17 protein-coding genes are annotated in these 17,908 nt (G+C 68.2%); 7 read left to right on the forward strand and 10 right to left on the reverse strand.

The window, feature by feature from the left end; all coding sequences use genetic code 11:
- The first annotated feature begins 25 nt into the window (after window positions 1-25).
- Complete coding sequence (locus tag AC1RRR_RS19705) at window positions 26-514, forward strand: transcriptional repressor (protein WP_492815578.1); 489 nt, start codon at window positions 26-28, stop codon at window positions 512-514.
- 50 nt (window positions 515-564) lie between these two features.
- Complete coding sequence (locus tag AC1RRR_RS19710) at window positions 565-1,512, forward strand: thioesterase family protein (RefSeq protein WP_492815579.1); 948 nt, start codon at window positions 565-567, stop codon at window positions 1,510-1,512.
- Here the strand turns inward: AC1RRR_RS19710 and AC1RRR_RS19715 are convergent.
- Complete coding sequence (locus AC1RRR_RS19715; RefSeq protein ID WP_492815580.1) at window positions 1,509-2,399, reverse strand: alpha/beta fold hydrolase; 891 nt, start codon at window positions 2,397-2,399, stop codon at window positions 1,509-1,511. The two genes, AC1RRR_RS19710 and AC1RRR_RS19715, sit on opposite strands and share 4 nt — an antisense overlap.
- A 70-nt stretch (window positions 2,400-2,469) precedes the next feature.
- On the opposite strand from AC1RRR_RS19715, the gene AC1RRR_RS19720 reads away from it, so the two are divergent.
- Window positions 2,470-2,904 (forward strand): DUF488 domain-containing protein, encoded by a 435-nt coding sequence (locus AC1RRR_RS19720; RefSeq protein ID WP_492815581.1) that lies wholly within the window; start codon window positions 2,470-2,472, stop codon window positions 2,902-2,904.
- Window positions 2,905-2,911: 7 nt separating this feature from the next.
- On the opposite strand, the gene AC1RRR_RS19725 is transcribed toward AC1RRR_RS19720, so the two are convergent.
- Window positions 2,912-3,700, reverse strand: coding sequence for an SH3 domain-containing protein (locus tag AC1RRR_RS19725; RefSeq protein WP_492815582.1), 789 nt, complete (start codon window positions 3,698-3,700; stop codon window positions 2,912-2,914).
- A gap of 88 nt (window positions 3,701-3,788) precedes the next feature.
- Between AC1RRR_RS19725 and AC1RRR_RS19730 the strand changes: the two genes are divergently transcribed.
- Complete coding sequence (locus tag AC1RRR_RS19730) at window positions 3,789-4,649, forward strand: crotonase/enoyl-CoA hydratase family protein (protein ID WP_492815583.1); 861 nt, start codon at window positions 3,789-3,791, stop codon at window positions 4,647-4,649.
- 4 nt (window positions 4,650-4,653) lie between these two features.
- Here AC1RRR_RS19730 and mdoH read toward each other — a convergent pair whose 3' ends face one another.
- The 5 genes from mdoH to AC1RRR_RS19755 all read right to left on the reverse strand — a co-directional run bounded on the left by mdoH (window position 4,654) and on the right by AC1RRR_RS19755 (window position 11,831).
- Window positions 4,654-6,537, reverse strand: coding sequence for a glucans biosynthesis glucosyltransferase MdoH (mdoH, locus tag AC1RRR_RS19735; RefSeq protein ID WP_492815584.1), 1,884 nt, complete (start codon window positions 6,535-6,537; stop codon window positions 4,654-4,656).
- 92 nt (window positions 6,538-6,629) lie between these two features.
- Window positions 6,630-8,159, reverse strand: coding sequence for an OpgD/OpgG family glucan biosynthesis protein (locus AC1RRR_RS19740; RefSeq protein ID WP_492815585.1), 1,530 nt, complete (start codon window positions 8,157-8,159; stop codon window positions 6,630-6,632).
- An 84-nt stretch (window positions 8,160-8,243) separates the two neighbouring features.
- Window positions 8,244-9,671, reverse strand: coding sequence for an alpha/beta hydrolase (locus tag AC1RRR_RS19745; RefSeq protein ID WP_492815586.1), 1,428 nt, complete (start codon window positions 9,669-9,671; stop codon window positions 8,244-8,246).
- A 73-nt stretch (window positions 9,672-9,744) separates the two neighbouring features.
- The gene (locus tag AC1RRR_RS19750; protein WP_492815587.1) at window positions 9,745-10,485 is read right to left on the reverse strand and encodes a MipA/OmpV family protein; all 741 of its coding nucleotides are present in this window, start codon (window positions 10,483-10,485) and stop codon (window positions 9,745-9,747) included.
- A 113-nt stretch (window positions 10,486-10,598) separates the two neighbouring features.
- A complete protein-coding gene (locus tag AC1RRR_RS19755; protein WP_492815588.1) occupies window positions 10,599-11,831 on the reverse strand; it encodes a pentapeptide repeat-containing protein in 1,233 nt (410 codons plus the stop codon).
- A gap of 141 nt (window positions 11,832-11,972) precedes the next feature.
- Here AC1RRR_RS19755 and AC1RRR_RS19760 point away from each other — a divergent pair, with 141 nt between their 5' ends.
- Window positions 11,973-12,407 (forward strand): ankyrin repeat domain-containing protein, encoded by a 435-nt coding sequence (locus AC1RRR_RS19760; RefSeq protein WP_492815589.1) that lies wholly within the window; start codon window positions 11,973-11,975, stop codon window positions 12,405-12,407.
- Here AC1RRR_RS19760 and AC1RRR_RS19765 read toward each other — a convergent pair.
- From AC1RRR_RS19765 to AC1RRR_RS19775, 3 genes are all read right to left on the reverse strand, one after another.
- Window positions 12,404-13,363, reverse strand: coding sequence for a magnesium transporter CorA family protein (locus AC1RRR_RS19765; protein WP_454718095.1), 960 nt, complete (start codon window positions 13,361-13,363; stop codon window positions 12,404-12,406). The two genes, AC1RRR_RS19760 and AC1RRR_RS19765, sit on opposite strands and share 4 nt — an antisense overlap.
- Before the next feature lie 64 nt (window positions 13,364-13,427).
- The gene (locus AC1RRR_RS19770) at window positions 13,428-14,132 is read right to left on the reverse strand and encodes a CHAP domain-containing protein (RefSeq protein WP_492815590.1); all 705 of its coding nucleotides are present in this window, start codon (window positions 14,130-14,132) and stop codon (window positions 13,428-13,430) included.
- Window positions 14,133-14,199: 67 nt separating this feature from the next.
- Complete coding sequence (locus AC1RRR_RS19775; RefSeq protein ID WP_492815591.1) at window positions 14,200-15,297, reverse strand: acyltransferase family protein; 1,098 nt, start codon at window positions 15,295-15,297, stop codon at window positions 14,200-14,202.
- A 130-nt stretch (window positions 15,298-15,427) separates the two neighbouring features.
- Here AC1RRR_RS19775 and AC1RRR_RS19780 point away from each other — a divergent pair, with 130 nt between their 5' ends.
- Entirely contained in the window at window positions 15,428-16,216 is a 789-nt protein-coding gene (locus AC1RRR_RS19780; protein WP_492815592.1) for a TerC family protein, read from the forward strand.
- 67 nt (window positions 16,217-16,283) lie between these two features.
- On the forward strand, window positions 16,284-17,882 hold the full coding sequence (locus tag AC1RRR_RS19785; RefSeq protein WP_492815593.1) for an MDR family MFS transporter: 1,599 nt from the start codon (window positions 16,284-16,286) through the stop codon (window positions 17,880-17,882).
- The last annotated feature ends 26 nt before the right edge of the window (window positions 17,883-17,908 follow it).

A 17,908-nucleotide genomic window follows, 5' to 3' on the forward strand; every position in this document is an offset into this window, starting at 1 on the left:
GTGCGCGGCCCTCTACCTCTAGGCCATGGCTCACGGCGCGACCTCCTGCGGACACGATCATCACAATCACGGCGTCGGCGGCGCCGCGCTCGCCGCTGAGCTGGACGCGGCCGAGGCCCGCTGTTCGGCCGCCGAGCAACGCCTGACCGCCCCGCGCCGCCGGGTGCTGGAGCTGCTGCTGCAAGCCGGCCAGCCGGTGAAGGCCTATGACCTGATCTCGACCTTCGGGGGCGACGGCCCGCCGGCCAAGCCGCCGACCGTCTATCGCGCCCTCGACTTCCTGGAGAAGCAGGGCTTCGCCCACCGGATCGAGAGCCTCAACGCCTATGTCGCCTGCCGCAAGGAGGCCGACGGCCACGCCGCCGCCTTCCTGATCTGCGACTGCTGCGGCGCGACCCGCGAGATCGAGCCCAGGGCCAGCGCCGAGATCATCGCCGCCGGCGCCGCGGCCGGCTACGCCCTGACCGCCGTCACCATCGAGGCCCACGGCCTCTGCGCCGATTGCCGAAGCTGAGCGAACACCGTTAGGCTCGAACGACCGTTCCACCTCGTTCGAGAGACGCCATGACGACCGCTGAGCCGCTCCCTGGCGTCGAGATCTGGCGGGGAGGCGTCAACACCTGGGACTGCGACGAGATGGGGCACATGAACGTGCGCCACTATGTCGTGCGGGCCATGGAAGGCCTGATCGGCATGGCCGCCGAGCTGGGCCTGGCCAACGCCTTCTCGCCCCACGCCAACGCCACCCTGCTGGTCAAGGAACACCACATCCGCTTCCTGCGCGAGGCTCATGCCGGCGCGCCACTCACCATGCTGGGCGGGGTGATCGAGATGGGCGAGACGGATGCGAAGATCCTGCAGCTGCTGATCCACCCCGCCTCGGGCGAACTGGCGGCGACCTTCCAGACCACCGTGGTCCACGCCACCCCGCGCGAAGGCCAGCCGTTCCCCTGGCCCCAGGTCGCCCGCGAGCGTGCCGAGGCGCTGAAGGTCGAGGTTCCCGAGAAGGCCCGGGCGCGCAGCATCGGCCTGTCGCCCTTCGAACCGACCGCCAGCCTGGACCGCGCCGACCAGCTGAGCCTGCCCCGCATCGGCCTGGGCGGCCTCTTGCCGTCCGATTGCGACGTGTACGGACGGATGCGCGCAGAGCAGTTCATCGGCCGGGTCTCCGACGGCATCGGCGCCTTCATCCATCCATTCCGCGACGTCGTGGTCGAGCACGCCGAACACAAGCCGGCCCGCATGGGCGGCGCGGTCCTCGAATACCGCATCGCCTACCTGGCCTGGCCCCGCGCCGGCGACCGCGTCGACATCCGCTCGGGCCTGATGGGCACGGACGCCCGCACCATGCGCGTCGTCCACTGGATGCTCGACCCCGCCACCGGCCAGCCCTGGGGCACGTCTGAGGCGGTGGCCATCACCTTCGACCTGGACGCACGCAAGGTGGTGCCGGTGACCGACGCGGCGCGCGCGGCGCTGGCGAAGCACGAGGTAGAAGGGCTGGCGCTCTAGCCCGTCGCCATATCGAACAAGGCGTCGCGCACCACATCCGGCCGCTCCATCGGCAGGAAGTGGCTCGTGCCATCCACCACCTCGATCCGCACATCCTTGCCGCGTCGCGCGAAGCCGTCGCCCGCGTGGCAGGTCGAGTGCTTCTCGGCTTTCAGGATCCGCAGCGGCGCCTTGACCTGGCGCACGGCGCGCCACGGGTCGTGGGCCTGGGCGGCGTAGTTGGAGGCTTCCCAGGCGGGCGCGCAGGCCAGCTCGACCTTGCCGTCGTCGCGCGCGTGGAAACCGCCGGCGACATAGTCGGCCAGCATGGTCTCGGGCCAGGTCTTGAAGGCCCCGCGGCCCTTGTAGCCGGCAAACACCTGCTCGCGGGTGTCGAACACCGCCCGGCGGCGCAGGGCCGACTGGACCAGGGGCATGTGCTTCCACAGCCGGCCCGAGGTCCACGGCGCCTTGGCGTACAGGGTCGCCAGCCACGGCATGATCACCGGGTCCAGCAGCACGAGGCCCTTCACGCGGTCGGGGCGTTCGGCGGCGGCCAGCAGGCTGACCGTGCCGCCCATCGAGTGGCCGGCCAGGACCAGCGGCGGACCGTCCAGGGCGTCCAGCAGGCCGACCAGGTCGTCCTTCAGGTCACGCCACGAGCGGCGACCGTCGGGATTGGCCGGCAGGGTGGTCTCGCCGTGACCGCGCTGGTCGATGGCCAGGATCCGCAGCCCCGCCGCCAGGGGCGAGAGCAGCACGCGGTAGGTCTGGGCGTTGAAGCCGTTGGCGTGGACGAAGACGACGTCGATCGGCCGATCCGTCGGCCCGAACTCCAGGGCCGCGATCTCGCCCCCGGCCACAGCCACGGCGCGCTTGCGAGGTTCGCGAAAGACGGCCGCGTCCATTGGCGTGGCTCCCAAAGAGTTATCAGGCTTAAGGTAGGCTTCCCGACCCGCGCCGTCCATGGAGCCTCTCGTGAATAAGCTCGCCACCATCGGCTACGAGACCGACACGCAGGGCGGCATGATCGATCGGCTGAAGGCGGCCGACGTGGAGCTGGTCGTCGACGTCCGCGCCGTGGCCAGCTCGCGCAAGGCCGGGTTCTCCAAGACGCTCTTGGGAAACAGCCTCAAGGACCAGGGCATCGACTATCTGCACCTGAGGCCCCTGGGCACGCCCAAGCCCGGTCGTGAGGCCGCGCGCGCCGGCCGCACCGACGAGATGCGCCAGATCTTCAACGCTCACCTGGAAGAGCCCGACGCGGTGCTGGCGCTGGCCCAGGCGACGGAGCTGGCCAAAACAAAAAGGGTCGCCCTCCTTTGCTACGAGGACGACCCCAATTGCTGTCACCGCAGGATCGTGGCGGACCGCATCCGCCAGACCCTGAAGTGCGAGGTGGTGGACCTCTGACCCGGCCTTAGGCCTGGGTCACCTGCCACTCACCACGGTTGTCCTTGCAGGCGCTGTAGCGCTGGCTGGACGCACCCTGGCCGCCACCGGCGACCGAGGCGGTGATCACGCGGCAGCTGGCGACCTGCTGGCCGGTCGGACGGATCAGCGACGAGGCGGCGTAGCCGACGCCGTAGCCGCTGCGGCCCACCAGAACCCACTTGCCCGTCGGGACCACGCCCAACACGTCGAAGGTCTCGCCCGTCGTGACCTTGCCGACCACCTTGGCGCTGGTCGACGGACCGGCGCGCAGGTTGGCGTTCGCGTTCGAAACATAGGCGCCGCCCGAGGCTTCATAGCTGGGCAGGCTCTGCACGCCTTGGGCGTAGCGCAGGTTACGGCCGTCGATCGGCGGGCCGTAGCTGGACGAGACCACGTCGATGCGGCCCGAATTGCCGGTGCGGCTGTTGGACCAGGTCTGGGCGACGCCGGTTTCCAGGGCCTTCTTGGTGGCCTGCTCGGCCATGTTGGCGTCGGTCGACTGCATGCGGCAGCCGATATAGCCGCCCGCCGCCGCGCCGGCGGCCGCGCCGACCAGGGTGCCGATGGTCTTGTTCTTCTTCGAGACCTTGTTGCCCAGCAGGGCGCCGGCGGCCGCGCCGATCAGGGCGCCGCCTTCCTGCTTGCCGCCCGAGCCTTCACAGGCGAACAGGCCGCCCAGGCCACGCGACTGGGCCAGCGCCGGAGCGGGCGCGGCGGCCAGCCCACCAACCGTGGCGGCAATCGCGAGAGCGGCGGAGATTTTGCGGGTGGTCATGGCGGAGTTCCTCTTCCGTCAGGTCAATGTTGTCCCCGCCCTCGCCCCGGTCGATAGTCCGTTATCAATGATAAGGGAGCGCCAGGACATGAGCGGTCAAGATCAGGCGGACTATAGCTGTTTCAAGGTCGAGATCGAAGCCGGTGTCGCGCATATCCAGTTGAAACGGCCCGACGCCATGAACACCATGACACGGCCGTTCTGGAACGAGCTTCCCGCAATTGTAAAACATATTGACGACAACGCCCTGGCCCGCTGCATCGTGATCTCCTCGACCGGCAAGCACTTCAGCGCCGGCATGGATCTTTCGGTGTTCACCGACGACGAGGGCGTTACCGCCAACCGAGACGGCGACCGCCACGTGGCCGGCGAGAGCTTCCGCCGCTTCGTCCACGTGCTGCAGGACAGCTTCAGCTGCCTGGACAAGGCCCGCATGCCAGTGATCATCGCCATCCAGGGCGGCTGCATCGGCGGGGCCGTCGACTTCATCAGCGCCTGCGACATCCGCTACGCCAGCGCCGACGCCTTCTTTCAGATCCAGGAGATCAATATCGGCATGACCGCCGATGTCGGCACCTTCCCGCGCCTGTGCAAGCTGATCCCGGAGGGCTGGGTGCGCGAACTGGCCTATACCGGCCGCCGCCTGCCGGCCCAGCGCGCCAAGGAGATCGGCCTGGTCAACGAGGTGTTCGACACCCACGAGGCCCTGGTCGACCACGCCCTGGCGACCGCCCGCGAGATCGCCCAGAAGTCGCCCCTGGCCGTGGCCGGCAGCAAGGTGATGATCAACTACGCCCGCGACCACACGATCGCCGACGCCCTGGACTACATCGCCACCTGGCAGACCGGCATGTTCTCAGGCCCGCACATGGCGGAGGCCTTCACGGCCAAGGCCCAGAAGCGCGACGCGGTGTATCCCGACCTGCTGCCGCTGAAGAAGAAGATGTGAGGACTCAGGCGGTCTCGTAGCCCAGGCCGGCCGGCAGGGGCAGCGAGATCGCCGGCGCGCTGGACGACGCCAGGCTGGCCACCGTGGCGGCCGAGCGCAGCTTCAGCGCGCGGTCCAGCAGGCGCGGCGGCCGGCGGGTCTCGGGCGTCTCCAGCAGGATGAGGTCGTCGGCGTCCTCGGCGGTCCAGGCCGACAGCAGGAAGGCGAAGGTCAGGGCCAGGGCCGGGATCGCGATCCAGATGAAAGCCTCGGGCGCGAAGATCAGGCCGACCAGCACCAGGATCAGGCCGAACACCGCCTCCTGGCGATGGGCGCGGAAGGTGTCCGACAAGGTCACGCGGTCCATGTCGCGGCGCTGGGTCGCCCAGCCGCAGTCGCGGCCGGTCAGGATCTCGATCACCGAGCGGGTCTGGGCGAAGAGGACGATCGGCGCGATCATTGTCGAGACGGCGGTCTCGAAACAGACGCTGAAGAAGGCTCGCGTCCCGCCGCCGAAGCCCGAGGCCTGGCCGGTGCGCAAGAGCAGCGCCCAGGCCATCAGCTTGGGGGCCAGCAGCAGGGCCAGCGACACCGTCAGCACCAGCCCCGTCGGCGTGCGCTCGAACGCCGAGACGGCGGCTTCCTCCGCCCCCGCCAGCGACGGGAAGGCCGAGAGCAACAGGCCCACGATCAGCAGGCCCAGCCACAGCGGCGCGGTCAGGTAGGTCGAGAAGCCACGCAGCAGGTGGAAGCGGCTCAAGGGGTGCAGACCCCGCGCGGCGATGACGGCGATGTGCTGCAGGTTGCCCTGGCACCAGCGGCGATCGCGGACGATCTGGTCGATCAGGCTGGGCGGGCTCTCCTCGTAGCTGCCGCCCAGGCGCGAGGCCAGACGCACTTCCCAGCCGGCGCGGCGCATCAGGGCGGCCTCGACGAAGTCGTGGCTCATGATCGCCCCGCCGAACGGACGCGGGCCGCGCAGATGCGGCAGGCCGGCCTGCTCGGCGAAGGCCTTCACCCGGATGATGGCGTTGTGACCCCAATAGCTGGACTCCGCCCCGCTCCACCACTCCAGGCCGCGTGCGAACATCGGGCCGTACAGGCGGCTGGCGAACTGCTCGAGGCGCGCGAACAGGGTGCGGGCGTTGATGATCATCGGCACGGTCTGCAGCAGGCCTAGATCCGGCTCGGCCTCCATGGCCCCGGCCAGGCGCACCAGGGTGTCGCCGGTCATCAGGCTGTCGGCGTCCAGCACCACCATGTGGTCATAGGCGCCGCCCCAGCGGCGGACCCACTCGGCGATGTTGCCGGCCTTGCGGTCGGTGTTCTCGACGCGGCGGCGATAGTGGATGCGGGCCTGGCCGGCGAAGCGGGCGTACAGCTGGTCGTAGGCCTCGCGCTCCTCGATCGCGACCGCGTGCTGACGGGTATCGCTGAGCACGAAGACGTCGAAGTTCTCGAGTGCGCCGGCCGTGCGCAGCGATTCCAGCATGGCGGCCAGGCGGGCGAAGACCGGCCCGGGGGCCTCGTTATAGACCGGCAGCAGCACCGCGTTGCGGCTGGTCAGGCGCGGCGCGGCGCCCTCACGGGTCGTATCCTCGCGCCACATCGCCACGAAGCCGGCCACGGCCGAGGCGCAGGAGAAGGCGGTCCAGGCGAACAGGCTGGCAAATAGCGGCAGGGCCACCAGCTCCAGCAGCGTGAAGCGGTCGGCCGCGAAGGCCATGGCCATGACCACGCTGGCGGCCAGGCTCAGCACGATGGTGAAGGCCAGCAACGCCACGCGGCGACGCCGCAGATCCAACGCCTGGATCGGACGCTGCTCGGGGGCCGCGCTCAGGCACTGGGTGGGCATGGCCAGGGGCGCTTCCGTCGGAACCGCGTCGGCCGGCCAAATTACGCTTTGCATCAACAGAAAGCCCGTTCACTCGATGGCCCCCCGGCCCCGGCTTCCCTGCAATCAACGCGGCGGAAGCGAGGCCGAAAGGTTTCAGGCGGCGTTTAGTTCCCGGCCGGGGCCGGAAAAACCAAGGCGGTCCAGGTTTCGCTCAGGGCGCGACCATTCTGCCGCAGCACCACCCGGACATCGGCCGGTTCCGCGCCATCGGGCGCGACGTCGAACACCACCCGCCACAAAGCGTCGGTCTCGTCCTCGCGGCGGTCGGCCGGATAGTGCGACAGCAGGCGGATCTGCCCGCCCCGCGCGGTGACATCGGCCTGGATGTCGATCGCCGTGCGCAGGGCCAGCAGGTTCTCGCCCCGGAACTCGACGGCGATCTTGCGGCCTTGCGCCTCGCCATCCTTGCCGGGCTCGCCAGGCCGACCCGTGCGGGTGGCCACGACGCGGGCCAGGTCGGTCAGAGCCGGGACATCGCCCGTCCAATGCAGGCGGTAGGCCAGGTTGATCCGGCTCTTGGCCTTCACCGGCGCCTCGGGCGTCCAGAAGGCGACGATGTTGTCGTTGGTCTCGTTGTCGGTCGGGATCTCGACCAGGCGGACCGTGCCCCGGCTCCACTTGCCGATCGGCTCAACCCAGACGCTGGGCCGGCGCTCAGAGCGGGCCTGGTCGTCATGATAATGCTCGAAGTCACGGTCGCGCTGGATCAGGCCGAAACCCCTGGGGTTCTCGTCGCTGAAGGTGCTGGTGACCACGCGCGTAGGGTTGGACAGCGGCCGCCAGATGCGCTCGCCCGACCCGGTCCAGATCGCCAGGCCGTCGCTGTCGTGGATCTCGGGCCGCCAGTCGGGACCGCCGCGATCCTCGCCGAACCAGAACATGCTGGTCAGCGGGGCCACGCCCATCTGGTCGAAGGCGCGGCGGAAATGGACACTGGCCTCGACCGTCTGGGTCAGGGCCAGGCCGTTGCGGTCGTTGACGAACCGATAGGCCCCGACCATGCCGGGGCTCTCCATCAGGGCGTGGATGACCAGACGGCCTTGCGCGTCCTTTTCCAGCCAGACCTCGCGCCAGTCGGGGAATTCCTCGGGCTGGACGGCGTAGGTGTCGGCGGCGATGGCGCGGGCCGACAGGCCGTATTGGCCGAACGGCGCGGGCGAACGGAAATAGGACGCGCCGTGGAACACCAGCCACTCGCCCCGGTCGTCGCGGCTCATGGCCCGGAAGCCGGCGAAGCCCGCCGTAGCCGGCAGCGCGCGGAACGGGCTGTCGTCGCGCGACGAGAACATCGCCGGGTCATAGGCCAGCGGTCGGGCGCGGCCGTTCTCGACTAGGTTGATGGCCACGGTCTTGGAGACGCCGCGGCTCAGAGGGAACAGCTCGATCCCCCAGTCGCCGCCCCACAGCGGGATCTTCTCGCGATAGAAGCCGACGCCTTGCGCGGCGTCGTAGTCCATCGCTTGGACTTCTGGAGGCGGCGCGGGCGGCGGCACATAGGGCTTGGCCGCCAGGGCCTTGGCGCGGGCCTTCACCCGGTCGAACGAGAAAGGCGCGGCGGCGGACGCCAGCCCCGGCGCCAGGGCGCCGCTGGCCAGCAACGCCAGGGCGGCGCGGCGATCAAGCGTCGTCGTCAAGAAGTCCTCACAGCGGCGTCGGCGGAGCGCGGCGCTGCTAAAAGGGATTCAAGGCGAAAATGGTTCGGCTTTGTTTCTGGAAGCCTACTCGTACGTAAAGCTCATCGGCGTATCGGCCGCCGGCAGGCAGCTGCGATCGACCGGCTTGGTCGGGTTCTGGAAGAAGTTCCGGATCGCCTTGCGGGCGCACGGGCTGTTGCGCGACACGCCGTGGGTGGCGTTGGTGACGATCACCACCTGCGAGCCCTGATAGCCCTTGGACGCGGCCTTGGTCAGCTCGGGCGGGCAGCCCGGATCGATCTCGGCGGCCAGGAACAGGGTCGGGATGGCGGTCTTCACCGGCTGCTGCTCGACCGGCGAGATCGTACCGACGTCGATCGCCTTGCAGACATCGTGGATGCGCTGCATCGACACCACCATCAGGCGGGCGACCGGGTCGTTCTCGGTCCCTTTGGCGACGTCCGCGCGGGCCTCGAACGGGATCTCTTCCTTGCACAGGTGGGTCATGAACTGGCCCTCGCTGTAGTAGTCGCGGCTCTCGACGAAGCCCTCGACCGGCGAGACGTCGCCCTGGATGATCTTCCACAGGTCGCGCGGCAGCACCCCGGCGGTGAAGTAGCTGGCGTCCATCAGATAGCCGCCCAGATCGTCGGCGTTATAGGTCTTGCCGTCGATGGTCTGCGGGCCGGCCAGCCAGCGCTCGGCGACCACGGCCAGCTTGGCCTTCAGGTCGGGATAACGCTTGGCGCACTCGGCCACGACCGCGCACTTGGCCATGACGATGTCGATCGAGCTGGAGACCATGGCCGGGCCGCCGACGGTCCAGTCGGCCTCGGGCGGCCAGGGCGAGTCCTGGACCACCGCCCGCACGCCCTGCGGCGCGTGGGTCTGGATCGCCGCCTCGATGCGGGTGCCGTACGAACCGCCATAGAGGTCGATCAGCGGCAGCTTCAGCACCTGGCGCAGGTCCTGGACGTCCTTGGCCACCTCGACGGCGTTGTAGCGCGACAGGTTCACGCCCTTGGCCTGGAAGGCCTTGAGGCAGGCGACGATGCCGTCGGCGTCTTTTTGCGAGGGCGGACCGGCGTCCGTCAGGTTCGTGCCGGGGCAGTCCAGGTTCGGGACCGACACGCCGCCGCCGCGCTGGTCGATGAAGATCCAGTCCTGGTCGGCCGCCACGAACTCGCGCGAGGTCTTGCTCTTGAGCATGCGCGGCACGCCCTTCAGGGCCGAACCGCCCGGACCGCCGTGCAGATAGACCACCGGCGGCAGGCCGGCCTTGGGCTGGGCCGCCTTGACGATGGCGACGGCCACCTTGATGCGGCGGCTCTTGGGATCGCCACGCGTCTCGTCGACGACCAGGTTGCCGCACTGGACCTTGAGATCGACGTCCTTGTAGTCGCCGACGCAGGCCGTCTTCTCGAAGCGCGGCGCGGCCGCCTGAGCGCTCCCGGCCAAGGCGGTGAGGGTCAGCGCGCCAGCGGCGGCGGCGATCCAGGACAGACGCGACATCGAAGACTCCAGTGGTTCGCGTGCATCAACACCAAGGTTAACGCCCACCGCAAGGCTTGATCGTCACCCCTTCCTAGAACCGGTAGGTCATTGAGACGACGCCAGAGGTCTGGGTCCGATCCCGGACGATGGGGCTGTCCTTGACCTCGCCGACCATGTTGGCCAGCGCCCCGGTGGCGATCAGGCTGATCCGATCGTTGACGCGGTAGACGGCCGCCAGACTGGCCGTCACGTCCTTGACCCCGCCGCCCGGATGGAAGACCGGCAGGCCCGAGGCCGCGGACTGGACCCCGGTCACGCCGAAATAGCGGTCATTGTAGCGGCGATCGGCCCAGATCGCCGAGACGCCCGGCATCAAGGCCAGGCGCCGGGAGAGCGGGACGGAGACCGAGACGCCGCCATCGACCAGGGCGCCGTCGACGCCGCCGGACAGGATCTTGGTCGTCCCCAGGGTGAGGCGCACGCCGTGGGTCTTGTAGTCGACGGTCAGCCGCGCGCCCGCGCCGCTGGCCAGGCGCCCGATCCCGACCGGCGCATCCGCCTGGCGATAGCCGCGCACATAGGTCGCGGCCGCCGACACGGTCAGCTTGTGGGTCTTGACCAGCTGATAGCCGACCCCCTTGCGCGGATTGGCGAAGAAACGGCCGTACCGCAGCTCGATCACCGGCACGGCGACGAGGCGATAGCGGTCCGATCCCTGGTAGCGGGGCGCGCTGAGCACCGCCACGCCGACCACCGTCCGATCCTGGGTCAGGGGCGGAGCTGTGAACGCCGGCGTCGCCGATGCGGCGCTCGCCGCGAGCATAAGGATCATGTCTTGTCTCCTCGCCCAATGACGCCACCGCGGGCGTCATCCCCCATCGGGCAGCGTGGCGAGGTCAGTTGTCGGGAGCGTGTCACTCCGCACACGGCGGGATGACGAAAAACTCAGGCGCCGCGGGCGGGCATCTCGGCGCCGGTCAGGTCGGCGCCGTCCAGCTTGGCGCTGGAGAGGTCCGCCTCGATGAAGCGGGCGCGCGGGGCGCTGACGCCCCGCATATTAGCGCCGCGCAGCACGGCGCGGGTCAAGTCGGTGCGGATCACCCGGTCCTCGGCGATCTTCAGCGGACCCAGCTTGGCGTTGGTCAGGTCGGCGCGCGACATCTGCGCGTCCATCAGGCGGGCGCCCCGCAGGTCGGCCCCCTTCAGCTTGGCGCCGCGCAAATCGGCCCCGGCCAGGTTCGCGCCTTGCAGCTGGGCGTTTTCCAGGTCCATGCCGAAGAACACGGCCTTGGGCGCGTAGAGGCCGCTAAGCTTGCGGTCCTTCAGGCGCTTGAGCGGGCGGAAGTCGACGTCGGTCAGCACCCCGACCTTGCCCTCGCGGCCGTCGGTCTTGCAGAACAGCTCGTGGGCCTCCAGCACCTCGTGCAGGGGCTGGTCGTCGACATAGATGATCGGCGGCGGCGCGCGCAGCACCTCGGTCAGGTCGGCGTCGCGCAGGTCCGCGCCGCTGACGTCGACGCCCACCATCACCGCGCGGCGCAGCGACACCTGGGACATCTCGGCATTGTGCAGGTTGGCGCCCGACAGGTTCGCCCCGTCCATGCAGGCCTTGGTCAGCTTGGCGCCTTGCAGGGTGACGTTCGACAGGTCGGCGTCGGTGAAGTCGGCCTGGCGCGCGAACGCCCCCGACATCTGCGCGCCGTTCAGGTTGGCGCCCTGCAGCATGGCGTAGTCCAGCTCGCCGGGCCGCGTGGAGTGCTGCAGGATCCGCAGGCCCTTCTCGTCGTCCTGCACGGCGGTGACGCCTTCGCGCAGGTCGCAATTGGCCAGGTTCGCCCCGCCCAGATTGGCGCCGCGCAGACAGGCCCCGCGCATATCGCAGCGGGAAAGGTCGGCGTCGCGCAGGTCAGAGTCGCGAAGATCCGTGCCATACAGCGTGGCCCGCGCCAGCTTGGCCCCGCGCAGCGAGGCTCCGCCCAGCAGGGCGCCGGTCAGGTCGGCTTCGGAAAGATCGACCCCGTCCAGCTCGTAATTGTTGAGGTTCACATACTGCAGAACCGCACGGCGGCCCTTGGGCAGCCCCTTGATGTAGCGCCCATGCGCCTCCAGCACCTCGCGCACCACGGAAGCGTGGAGGTTGCGGATCAAGCTGGGGCGTGAGGACGCGGCGGTCGACATCGTGCGGTCTGGGAACGCTCGGATAAGGCTGATGGGATACGCGGGAAACGGCGTCCAACGTGTCACATCGTCTTTAAGCAATGGTTCAGAGCGCGACGGAAAGTCGCGGTTTTCGCGCCACACTCGGGTTAGGCTCGAGTCATGTCGTCACGCCCTTCCCAGCCTGGGTCCGATCCAGCCACCGAGCGTACGTTCGCGGAGATCGCGCGGCCCTATCAAGTGCGAACGAAGGGACGACGGACTTTCGAGACCATCCATAGTCGCGACAACGGCCCCAACGATGGCGACACCCTTCTGCACAAGGCGGCGGGAAGCGGCGCGATCGATGATGTCCGGGACCTTCTGGGGTTAGGGGCGAAGATCAACGCGGTTGGCGATATGGGCGACATGCCGCTGCACGCCGCCGCCCGTGGCGGCCACGCTCACGTTGCCGAGATCCTGCTGAAGGCCGGCGCGGACGGTACGATGCTCAATGCGTTTGGCGAGACGCCGATCGAGACGGCCGAAAGAAATGGCCATGAAGACTTGGCCCGCGAAATGCGCCGGCTCATCAAGCTGGGCGGCCGACGCCTCTAGAGCCAGCCCTTCTTGCGGAAATAGAGCACCGGCGCGGCGGCGGCCATGATCATCATGCCCAGCGCCATGGGATAGCCCTCCAGCCACTGCAGCTCGGGCATGTGCACGAAGTTCATGCCGTAGATCCCGGCGATCAGGGTCGGGGGCATCAGGACCACCGAGAACACCGAGAACACCTTGAAGATCGAATTCTGCTCGATGTTGATCAGGCCCAGGGCCGCGTCGAGCAGGAAAGTGATGTTGCCGGCCAGGTAGCTGGAGTGGTCGGTGATCGACTGGACGTCGCGTTGCAGCGACTTGAGGTGATCGCGCAGGTCCTTGGAGCCGTCGAACTGCTCGGCCAGGGCCGCGAAGCTGATCAGGCGGGCCAGGCTGACCAGGCTGTCACGGGCCTTGGAGTTGATGTTCTGGGCCTTGCCCAGGCGGTTGAGGATCTGCTCGAAGGCCGCGCCGCGCGGGCGGCCGAAGATGGCGCGCGACTGCACCTCGACCTCGGCGGCGGTGCGCTCGAGGATGTCGGCGGTGCGGTCGACGATGGCGTCCAGCAGACCCAGGAAGGTTTGAAGGCCGTTGGGGCACAGGCTGGGCTGGCGCTCGGCCTGGGCGGCGAACACCGAGAAGGCGCGCGGCTCGACATAGCGGATGGTGACCAGGCGGTTGCCGGCCAGGACGAAGGTCACGGGCGCGGCGGTCGGCAGGTCACCGTCGGCATTGACCAGCACCGTGGCGGTCATGAACGTGCCGCCGTCCTCCTGGTACAGGCGCGACGAGGCCTCGATCTCGGCCATCTCTTCACGGGTGGGCAGCAAAAGGCCGATCGACTGCTCGACGGCGACTTCCTCGGCGCGGGTGGGGTCGACCAGCTCGATCCAGACGGCGTCGGCCGGCACGCGCCAGTCAGGCGACAAGCCGCCGGCTTCGAAGCCCGGAGCGCCGTGACGGAGGATTCTGAGCATGGTCGCGCGTCCTAGCTACAGGCCGGGTGTGCCCCGGCCCGTGCTTAAGGTCAACGCGCTCAAATTAGCGAGGAGCGTTCTGCTTGTTGCTGCTGTCGTTGGACGACGAACCACCATTGGCGGCGGCGTCCAGCAGGGCGGCGATACGATCGGTCGAGTCGGCGGCCTGGCCGATGATGTCCAGCGGCGAGGAACGGACCGAGTTGGCGACCTGGTTGGCGGCCGACTTGGCGGCCGAGACCACGGCGTTCTGGGCCATGGCGATCTTGCTGGTCGCGACGGCGATCTTGGTCGCCTGGGCGTCCTGATAGATGAAGCCGTTGGTCGGATAGACGCTGGTGCCCAGATCGCGGATCGGGTCGTACCAGACCTTGACCTGCGTCCAGTCGCCGGCGGGCGAGACGTCGACGACGGTGACGTCCTTTTCGATCTGGCCGCGATCGCCTTCGATGATCGACCAGTTGGCGTGCGTAACTTGGATGACCCGGTCGGTCAGCACCTGGCTGACGAAGGCCACGTGACCAAGGTTCATGCGGGCGGTAGGCTTGAACGAGAGAACGGAGCCGATCTTCGGGGTCGAACCGGTGTCGTACTTGCCGGCGGCCTGGGTCCACCAGGTGCGAGCGTCGCCAAAGATCTGGATGCCCGACATCAGACGGGCAAACGGCACGCACTGCCAATAGCCGTCAGCATTGGCCGTCACCGGCGCAAAGCTGATCATGGCGGCAGCGGCCAGGGAACCCAGCAGGGCCCTTGTCCGTTTCGTCATGCTGTGGGTACTCCCCCGCGTCACTGGGTTAAGGGATAACCTTCCCAGGAAGACGTGAAAAGAGTGTTTATGCCGCACCTGCGAGCGCCAAGCGGCGCTGTTTCCAGCCAACGGCCCAGGTCTTCATGCGCTCGCGGCACGGATTTTCTATGAAATGATAGGAGATCGCTGATAGCGGGACCAGCGCGGCGACAATCGCGACCCAGACCAGCAGCGGCAACTTGTCGCCCTCGATATTGAGAAGCTTGGTCGCGGCATTGATGGCCAGGATCTTCCACGGGATACAGATCATGTAGGTCGAGTAGCTGATCTCGCCGAGATAGACGAAGACTGGCTGTCCAGCAAACTCGAAACCGTCCTTGGCGAGGCTCGCGAGGGTGAAAATCAGGCCGCCCAAAAGCATCACGATCACCAGATCGGGGGCGGAAAACTGAACGGCGCCAAGCGTGGCCATGCCCAATAAAGCGGCGCCGTAGCCGCTGAGTCGGGTCGGGAATCGGTCCGAGCGCCACAGGGCGTGCAGGGCGCAGCCGAAGGCGAAGCACGGCACGATGCGCAGCGCGCCCCACTGGATGGTGGCCTCGGTCAGCGGGAAACCGGCCAGCGCCTGGAAGGTCGGGTAGATCACGGCGATGAAGGCCAGCGCGCCCAGCACGGCGGCGATCGGGCGCGCGCGCAGCTTCCAGGCGGCGAAGGCAAAGGCCGGGAAGGTCAGGTAGGCGAACCACTCGGCCGAGATCGACCACGAGGCGTGGTTCCAGCCCGCCACGGGCGCGAAGCCCCAGGCATGGACTAGCAGCAGGTTCGACGGCAGCGCCTTCCACGACAGGATGTTGGGATCGACGTTCAGGCCCGCGATCGTGCCGGCGAACGCCATGGCCCCGACGCCGACCAGGGTGGCCAGGTGCAGCGGATAGACCCGCGCCAGCCGGTTCCACAGGAAGTCGCCGTAGCGGAAGCGCCCTTCCCCGAACCCGCTCAGATAGACGTGGCACAGGATGAAGCCCGACAGCACGAAGAAGGCCTCGACGCCCAGATAGCCCTTCGCGGCGATCGCCGGCGTGAAGCCGACGTCCAGCTTGGGCCAGTAGTGGAACAGCACCACCCAGAAGGCGGCGAAGAACCGGAGGGCGGTCAGGGGCTTGATATGCGCGCCGTCTTGCATTGACGTCGGTCCTTAAGGGTCCGCCTTCCCATCCCCCACGGTGGAAAGATCAACGTTACCCGCCTATCTCGCTGTGTTACATGTACGCATACGCGAACGACGGCTTAGCCGATAACCATAGAGAGGACCGATGAACGAACTCCTTAGCCTGGCCACAGACCCGGCCGCCTGGGCCGCCCTGGTGACCCTGGTGGTGATGGAAGTGGTCCTGGGGATCGACAACCTGGTCTTCATTTCGATCCTGTCGAACAAGCTGCCGCCCGAACACCGCCAACGGGTGCGCCGCATCGGCATCTCGTTGGCGCTGATCATGCGCCTGGTCCTTTTGTCGACCATCGCCTTCATCGTCGGCATGACCGCGCCGGTCTTCAACCTGGGCATCACCGGCCCGGTGGGCGCGCATGGCGAGCCGGGCTTCGAGACCGCCTTCTCGTGGCGCGACCTGATCCTGATCGCCGGCGGCGTCTTCCTGATCTGGAAGGCGACCAAGGAGATCCACCACACGGTCGACCCGGGCAAGAGCGACGACGTGCTGGAGAAGGACAAGGCCACCCAGGTCATCTCCAACGTCGGCGCGGCGATCTTCCAGATCATCCTGCTGGACCTGGTGTTCTCGATCGACTCGATCCTGACCGCCGTCGGCATGACCGATCACCTGCCGATCATGGTCATCGCCGTGATCGTCGCCGTCACCGTGATGCTGCTGGCCGCCGACCCGCTGGCCAACTTCATCAACAACAACCCGACCGTGGTGATGCTGGCCCTGGGCTTCCTGCTGATGATCGGCACCGTGCTGATCGCCGAGGGTTTCGGCGCCCATGTGCCCAAGGGCTACATCTATACGGCCATGGCCTTCTCGGCCGGCGTCGAGGGCCTGAACATGCTGGCGCGCAAGCGCGGGACGAAGAAAGAGCACTAACCCCTACATCCCGCCTTGGGGGCGTGATAGGTCGGCGACCCCGGCTTATCACGCTCCCAAGGCCCTGATGACCTCCCAGACCTCCACCGGCCAGACCTTCACCGACGCCGAGCGCCGCCTGACCCTGACGGCGCTGATGATCGTGTTCCTGCTCAGCGCGCTCGATCAGACCATCGTCTCCACGGCGATGCCGCGGATCATCTCCGAGCTGAACGGCCTCAATCTCTATTCGTGGGTGACCACGGCCTATCTGCTGACCTCGACGGTGATGGTGCCGATCTGGGGCAAGCTAGGCGACATCTTCGGGCGCAAGCCCGTGCTGATCACCGGCATCTCGATCTTCCTGGCGGGCTCCTGGCTGTCGGGTCTGGCCGGCGAGTTCGGCGCGGTGCTGGGCATGCCGGGCATGGTCCAGCTGATCGTCTTCCGCGCCTTGCAGGGCATCGGCGGCGGGGCGCTGTTCACCACCGCCTTCGCCATCATCGCCGACCTCTATCCGCCGCGTGAGCGGGGCAAGTTCGCCGGCATCTTCGGCTCGGTGTTCGGCCTGGCCAGCGTCCTGGGCCCCATCATCGGCGGCTATTTCACCGACCACGGCACGGTGCAGATCGGCACCCACCTGGTCGCCGGCTGGCGCTGGGTGTTCTACGTCAACCTGCCGCTGTCCTTGCTCTCGCTGTTCATGGTCATCGTGAAGATGCCCAAGCTGGAGCACCGCCGCTCGGGCAAGATCGACTTCCTGGGCGCGGGCCTGCTGATCGCCGCCTTCGTGCCGCTGCTGCTGGCGCTGAGCCTGGGCGGCCACAACTTCGCCTGGCGCTCGCCGCAGAGCCTTGGCCTGTTCGCCCTGGCCGCGGTGTCGCTGGCCGCCTTCGTCTTCGTCGAGATGAAGGTCAGCAACCCGATCCTCCCCATGCACCTCTTCCAGAACAAGGTGTTCACCACGGCCAATACGGCGGGCTTCCTGATCTCCATGGCCTTCATGGGCGTGGTGATGTTCCTGCCGCTGTTCCTGCAACTGGGCCGGGGCGTGCCGGCCACGATCAGCGGCATGACCATGCTGCCGCTGATGGCCGGCCTGATCATCAGCAGCACGGTCGCCGGCCAACTCGTCTCCAAGACCGGGAAGTACAAACCCTACATGATCGGCGGCGCGGTGATCCTGCTGGTGGCGGTGTTCCTTCTGCACGACCTGTCCAAGATCCACAGCCTCACCTTGCTCTGCGCCCTGCTGGCCTTCGTCGGCCTGGGCCTCGGCCCCGGCCAGAGCCTGTTCAACATCGCCACCCAGAACGCCGTCGATCCGCGCGACATCGGGGTGGCGACCAGCTCCAATCAGTTCTTCCGCCAGATCGGCTCGACCGTCGGCGCGGCCCTGGCCGGCACCATGCTGACCGCGCGCCTGGCCAGCCTGCCCGGCGGCGGGCTCGACCTGGGCAAGCTGGAAGGCATGGCCGTCCAGGCCGCCGCGCAAGGCAAGGCCGCCCACGCCGATCCGGTGCTGCAAGGCGCGCTGATCAACGCCGTCAGCGGCGTGATGGTCGCGGCCCTGTTCGTGATCGCCGCGGGCCTGGCGGTGATCCTGATGATCCCCGCCCTGCCCCTGCGCTCGCACCAGCCCGCCGCCGGCGCGCCGGTGCTGGACAAGGACGAGCCGACGAACTGAGAGCGTGGCAGCCGAAAGTGGACGCC

This window comes from Caulobacter sp. GW821-FHT12D05 (assembly GCF_058807295.1).

Bases quoted from the DNA above. Each gene is read 5' to 3' on its own strand.
- AC1RRR_RS19705 (WP_492815578.1), top strand. From the start codon at position 26: ATGGCTCACGGCGCGACCTCCTGCGGACACGATCATCACAATCACGGC.
- AC1RRR_RS19710 (WP_492815579.1), top strand. From the start codon at position 565: ATGACGACCGCTGAGCCGCTCCCTGGCGTCGAGATCTGGCGGGGAGGC.
- AC1RRR_RS19715 (WP_492815580.1), bottom strand. From the start codon at position 2,399: ATGGACGCGGCCGTCTTTCGCGAACCTCGCAAGCGCGCCGTGGCTGTG.
- AC1RRR_RS19725 (WP_492815582.1), bottom strand. From the start codon at position 3,700: ATGACCACCCGCAAAATCTCCGCCGCTCTCGCGATTGCCGCCACGGTT.
- AC1RRR_RS19730 (WP_492815583.1), top strand. From the start codon at position 3,789: ATGAGCGGTCAAGATCAGGCGGACTATAGCTGTTTCAAGGTCGAGATC.
- mdoH (WP_492815584.1), bottom strand. From the start codon at position 6,537: ATGCAAAGCGTAATTTGGCCGGCCGACGCGGTTCCGACGGAAGCGCCC.
- AC1RRR_RS19745 (WP_492815586.1), bottom strand. From the start codon at position 9,671: ATGTCGCGTCTGTCCTGGATCGCCGCCGCCGCTGGCGCGCTGACCCTC.
- AC1RRR_RS19750 (WP_492815587.1), bottom strand. From the start codon at position 10,485: ATGATCCTTATGCTCGCGGCGAGCGCCGCATCGGCGACGCCGGCGTTC.
- AC1RRR_RS19755 (WP_492815588.1), bottom strand. From the start codon at position 11,831: ATGTCGACCGCCGCGTCCTCACGCCCCAGCTTGATCCGCAACCTCCAC.
- AC1RRR_RS19760 (WP_492815589.1), top strand. From the start codon at position 11,973: ATGTCGTCACGCCCTTCCCAGCCTGGGTCCGATCCAGCCACCGAGCGT.
- AC1RRR_RS19765 (WP_454718095.1), bottom strand. From the start codon at position 13,363: ATGCTCAGAATCCTCCGTCACGGCGCTCCGGGCTTCGAAGCCGGCGGC.
- AC1RRR_RS19770 (WP_492815590.1), bottom strand. From the start codon at position 14,132: ATGACGAAACGGACAAGGGCCCTGCTGGGTTCCCTGGCCGCTGCCGCC.
- AC1RRR_RS19775 (WP_492815591.1), bottom strand. From the start codon at position 15,297: ATGCAAGACGGCGCGCATATCAAGCCCCTGACCGCCCTCCGGTTCTTC.
- AC1RRR_RS19780 (WP_492815592.1), top strand. From the start codon at position 15,428: ATGAACGAACTCCTTAGCCTGGCCACAGACCCGGCCGCCTGGGCCGCC.
- AC1RRR_RS19785 (WP_492815593.1), top strand. From the start codon at position 16,284: ATGACCTCCCAGACCTCCACCGGCCAGACCTTCACCGACGCCGAGCGC.